This is a genomic window from Halomicronema sp. CCY15110 (assembly GCF_016888165.1).
GTDB lineage: Bacteria > Cyanobacteriota > Cyanobacteriia > Phormidesmidales > Phormidesmidaceae > Halomicronema.
The window spans coordinates 1-5,104 of sequence record NZ_JACSWC010000095.1 but is presented as its reverse complement, the minus strand read 5'-3'; the positions used below and the strand labels follow the sequence as shown (position 1 = coordinate 5,104).

The 5,104-nt window shown below is 55.2% G+C and carries 3 protein-coding genes and 1 pseudogene; 2 read left to right on the top strand and 2 right to left on the bottom strand.

The features are described 5' to 3' along the window. Together JUK32_RS01190 and JUK32_RS01185 are read right to left on the bottom strand one after the other, a co-directional pair. Positions 1–152: pseudogene (locus JUK32_RS01190) on the bottom strand (photosystem II q(b) protein); the annotation flags it as partial. A gap of 106 nt (positions 153–258) precedes the next feature. Next, positions 259–1,245, bottom strand: a complete 987-nt coding sequence (locus JUK32_RS01185; protein WP_204137032.1) for a glycosyltransferase family 2 protein — start codon at positions 1,243–1,245, stop codon at positions 259–261. A gap of 183 nt (positions 1,246–1,428) precedes the next feature. Here JUK32_RS01185 and JUK32_RS01180 point away from each other — a divergent pair, with 183 nt between their 5' ends. Both JUK32_RS01180 and JUK32_RS01175 read left to right on the top strand, forming a co-directional pair. Further along, a complete protein-coding gene (locus JUK32_RS01180) occupies positions 1,429–1,596 on the top strand; it encodes a hypothetical protein (protein ID WP_204137031.1) in 168 nt (55 codons plus the stop codon). A gap of 108 nt (positions 1,597–1,704) precedes the next feature. Beyond that, positions 1,705–4,983 carry a valine--tRNA ligase gene (locus JUK32_RS01175; protein ID WP_204137030.1) on the top strand — a complete coding sequence of 1,093 codons (3,279 nt, stop codon included), beginning with the start codon at positions 1,705–1,707 and terminating at the stop codon, positions 4,981–4,983. Positions 4,984–5,104: the final 121 nt, after the last annotated feature.

Below are 5,104 nucleotides of genomic sequence, written 5' to 3'. Positions count from 1 at the left end.
GCGATGACGAAGCAAGTGGTGGCAGCTAGGAGAGTGGGGATCATCAACACGCCGAACCAACCCACATAGAGGCGGTTCTCGGTGCTGGTCACCCACTGACAGAACTGTTCCCACAGGCTGGCGCTTTGGCGCTGCTGTAAGGTAGTTGTCATGATGAATAATTCCGAAGGTTAACTAAATAAATGTGTGACTGTTTATTAACTGCCACAGCTTAAATATACACATAAGTTTATGGTTTTGCAAGGTGAATTCCCGTCCTTAATGCCGCAAAACCTCGCGGACGCGGTAAATAGGCCGTCCTTGAGATTCGTGATACGTTCTCATTAATAATTCAGCTAATAGGCCAAAGCAGAGCAGTTGAATGCCTCCCAGGAGCAGCACGATCGTGAGAATCAGCAGGGGGCGATCGCCGATGGACTGCCCCATTCCTAGTTTTAAGAACGTCAAATAGCCACCCAGCAAAATCCCCAGAATGATGGACACGAGCCCCATCAAGCCAAACACGTACATCGGTTTGGTGAGAAAGCGTTTCATAAAATAGACCGTGAGCAAGTCCATCACCACGCGAAACGTGCGCCCCAAGCCGTATTTGCTAGCCCCGAACTGACGAGCATAGTGGTTGACCGGGACTTCCGTGATTCTCGCCCCTTCGATAAAGGCCAGGGCGGGTAAAAATCGGTGCAGTTCTCCATAAAGGTTCATATCTCTCACGAGTTCGGCTCGGTAAGCCTTTAAGGAGCAGCCGTAATCGTGAATCGAGACGCCCGTGACGCGGGCAATAATCCAGTTAGCAATCTTGGAGGGCAACAATCGGGTGAGCTGATGATCCTGTCGCTGTTTACGCCAACCGCTGACCAAGTCGTAGCCTTCATCCAGCTTGTCCATCAGCATGGGGATGTCGGCGGGATCGTTCTGCAAGTCACCATCCAACGTGATGATGACTTTGCCTCGCGCATGGTCAAACCCAGCGGCCATGGCCGCCGTTTGCCCGTAGTTGCGCCGGAGTAGTAGCACGGCTAGATGCGGATAGATGGCAGTGTGCTCCCTGAGAACGTCTACCGAGCCGTCGGTTGAGCCGTCATCTACACAGATGACTTCGTAGGTGTAGGCCAGCGGTGCCATAACTTCTGTGACGACTTTCAGGAGCCTGGGGATGCTCTCATATTCGTTGTAAATCGGAATTACGAGGGATAGGTCCAGGGATTCTTGAAGGCTGGCAGCCTCTAACGGCTTTGGGTCAAGCATTGTCGCCATAAGACAACCTACATCTGCAACACTAGCGGGAAATCTCCAGTTTAGATGAATGGCGGAATGATGAATGAGTGGTTGTCAGAAGATGACTGACCAGACCGCTTTTCGAGGGAACCCTTTTTCTAAGCGTTGGTAGTGGTGTTGGTAACTGGCTCTTTGGGGCGTGGAGTCGCGGCTTTGATACGTGAGATCGCGCTACAGTTGCCCTGGCAATTAAGGGGACGGTTCCCTGAAGCAGATCTGAAACTCATCGGGGTTATGGAGCGGGAACCGTCCCCTCATCACCCGGAGCGATCGCCTCCCTTTGCATCGTTCGGCGTGACGCGCCAGCAGCATCGGGCATAGCTTTGAACACCACCATCTGCCACAAATTCGCCCCCAGCGATTAGCATCTGCATAACCCTCATGGCAAAATCATGAGGTAATCACCGCCTAGAACGAGAATTTGACGCAATGACGGCTACTCTTCCGACCCTCTCTAGCCAGTACGATCCTTCCATTACTGAAGAAAAGTGGCAGCAAGTCTGGGAGGCCCGGCATGTCTTTAAGGCTGACCCTGATCATCCGGGAGAGCCCTTTTGCGTGGTCATTCCGCCGCCGAATGTGACCGGCAGCCTGCACATGGGCCATGCGTTTGAAAACGCGCTGATTGATACGCTGGTGCGCTATCAACGGATGTTGGGCAAGAATACGCTCTGGCTGCCGGGCACCGACCACGCCAGCATTGCGGTTCAGACCATCCTCGAAAAACAGGTTAAAGCTGACGGCAAAACCCTGGAAGACCTGGGCCGTGACCAATTTTTGGAACGAGCCTGGCAGTGGAAAGAAGAATCGGGCGGGACGATCGTCGGGCAATTGCGGAAGCTCGGCGTGTCGGTGGACTGGAGCCGCGAGCGGTTCACCCTGGACGATGGACTGTCGGCAGCGGTGTTGACCGCTTTCACCCAGCTCTATGAAGAAGGGCTGATTTATCGCGGCAATTACATGGTGAACTGGTGTCCGTCAAGTCAGTCTGCGGTGTCTGATTTGGAAGTGGAGCCCACCGAGGTGAACGGTCATCTCTGGCACTTCCGCTATCCCCTAACGGATGGTTCTGGCTATCTAGAAGTTGCTACGACTCGGCCTGAGACGATGCTCGGGGATACGGCGGTGGCGGTGAATCCGGAGGACGATCGCTACTCTCACCTCGTCGGCAAAACCCTGACCCTGCCCATTGTCGGTCGCGAAATTCCCGTCATCGCCGATGAATATGTAAATAAAGAGTTTGGTACAGGCTGTGTGAAGGTGACCCCTGCCCATGACCCCAATGACTTTGCCATGGGCCAGCGCCACGATCTGCCCATGATCACCGTCATGAATAAGGACGGCACCATGAACTCGGAAGCGGGGCCGTTTGAAGGGCTGGATCGCTTTGAAGCCCGCAAAGGGGTCGTCCAGCGGTTGGAGGCAGACGGCTTCCTGGTCAAGATTGAAGACTATCAACACACGGTGCCCTACAGCGATCGCGGCAAGGTGCCCGTGGAGCCGCTGCTATCGACCCAGTGGTTTGTCAAAATCAAGCCCCTGGCGGATCAGGCGCTCGATGCGTTGGATAACCACGACTCACCAAAGTTTGTACCGGAACGGTGGACGAAGGTTTACCGTGACTGGTTGGTGAGCCTGCGGGACTGGTGCATCTCCCGGCAGCTTTGGTGGGGGCATCAGATTCCGGCCTGGTATGCGGTGAGCGAAACCGATGGCGAAATTCGGGACAATACCCCGTTTGTGGTCGCCGCCAATGAGGATGAGGCCAGGGAGAAGGCGATCGCTAAATTTGGGGCCGATGTGGTGCTCGAACAAGATCCTGACGTGCTTGACACCTGGTTCTCGTCTGGTCTGTGGCCGTTTTCCACCATGGGCTGGCCCGACGAAACGGCGAAGGATTTTCAGGCCTACTATCCCACCAGCACGCTGGTCACAGGCTTCGACATCATCTTTTTCTGGGTGGCGCGGATGACGATGATGGCGGGACATTTTACCGACACGATGCCGTTTGAAACGGTCTACATCCATGGGCTGGTGCGGGACGAAAATAACCAGAAAATGTCCAAATCCAAGGGCAACGGCATCGACCCGCTGCTGCTGATCAACAAGTACGGCACCGATGCGCTGCGCTACACCCTAATTCGCGAGGTGGCGGGCGCGGGACAAGACATTCGCCTGGAGTATGACCGCAAAACCGACGAGTCGGTTTCGGTGGAAGCGTCCCGCAACTTCACTAATAAACTGTGGAATGCCGCCCGCTTCGTGATGATGAATTTGGGAGGGCAGACGCCTGCCCAACTGGGTGAACCCGATGCTCAAAACCTAGAACTGGCTGATTTGTGGATTTTGTCTCGCTACAACGGCGTGTTGCAGCGGGTGCATGACGACATGGACAAGTACGGCTTTGGGGAAGCCGCTAAGGAACTCTACGACTTCATCTGGGGCGATTTTTGCGACTGGTATATCGAGCTAGTGAAGCCTCGGTTGCAGGGAGAAGATGGTCCCTCGAAAAAAACCGCTCAGCAAACCCTGGCCTTTGTACTGGATGGGATTTTGCGATCGCTCCACCCCTTTATGCCCCACATTACGGAAGAGATTTGGCACACGCTGAATCAGGTGGACGAAGACCAGTCGCTGGCTGTGCAGTCCTACCCGACGGTGTATGCCAGCGCTATCAACCCGCAGTTAGAAGAAGACTTTGATCTGTTGATTGGCACCTTGCGCACAATTCGCAATTTGCGGGCGGAAGCGGGGATTAAGCCCAGTGCCCGAATTGAGGCGATTTTGCAATCGGCTAATCCGAAGGAGCGGCAGATTTTACAAGCGGGGCGGGCTTATGTGGAGGCGATCGGGCGCGTTGAGCAGTTGACCATTCGAGCTGAGGGCGAGTCCTCGACCAGCGCAACATCGGCCCCCGTGTCCCCGCTGTCGGGAGCAGCACAGCCTCGCACCAATATCGCTGGGGACTCCGCTGTTGACGGCGGGGAGGGCATCAAAGCCGAGATCATCGACTTTTGGGTGACCATGAGGCCGCTGCTAGAGGAGCCGCTGACCTATTTGCAACGGTTCTTCAGCGATTTTCGACGTCCGGCAACGACGTTAGGATTACTGTTTGCGCTGTTTATTGCGCTGCAAATATTGTCGGCAGTGCTCCAAACCCTGAACGATATTTTATTGATTGGGCCTTTGCTCAAACTGATTGGGGTGGGATACACCGCTTGGTTCGTCGCCCAAAACCTGTTGTATGCCCATAAGCGCCAGCAAACCTGGTCTAGAGTAGACCACTGGCGCAAAGAGATTATGGGCGAGGCGAAGGATTGGCTGGAGCGTCAGACGGCCAAGCCTACCACCACTGCTCAACCCGTCGCCCAGGAGGTAGCCGATCTGGCTGAGCAACAGGCTGAACCACCGATCACCCCGACAACCGAACCCGCGATCGCCCCGGAAACTAAGCTATTCGCGGGTGTGGTCGGCACTGTTCAGGTGCTCATTCCCTTAATGGGTTTAGTGGATGTGGACGCCCTACGAGCCAAGGTAGAGAAAGACCTGGCGAAAGTTGAAGGTGAAATCAAGTCTCTGAACGGTCGCTTGAGCAACCCTGGCTTCGTGAACAAAGCCCCCGAGGACGTGGTGCAAGGTGCCCGCGATGCCCTCGCTGAGGCTGAGACCCAGGCTGCCATTCTCAAATCTCGTTTGGAACGCCTGTAATCATCGTGGTCGGCTGGCGCGACGCATTCCAATTCCGTAGGGGCGAGGCATGCTCGCGATTTCATAATTGTTTATGTCCAGAACGTTACATCGAGCATGCCTCGCCCCTACCCCCGCCCCC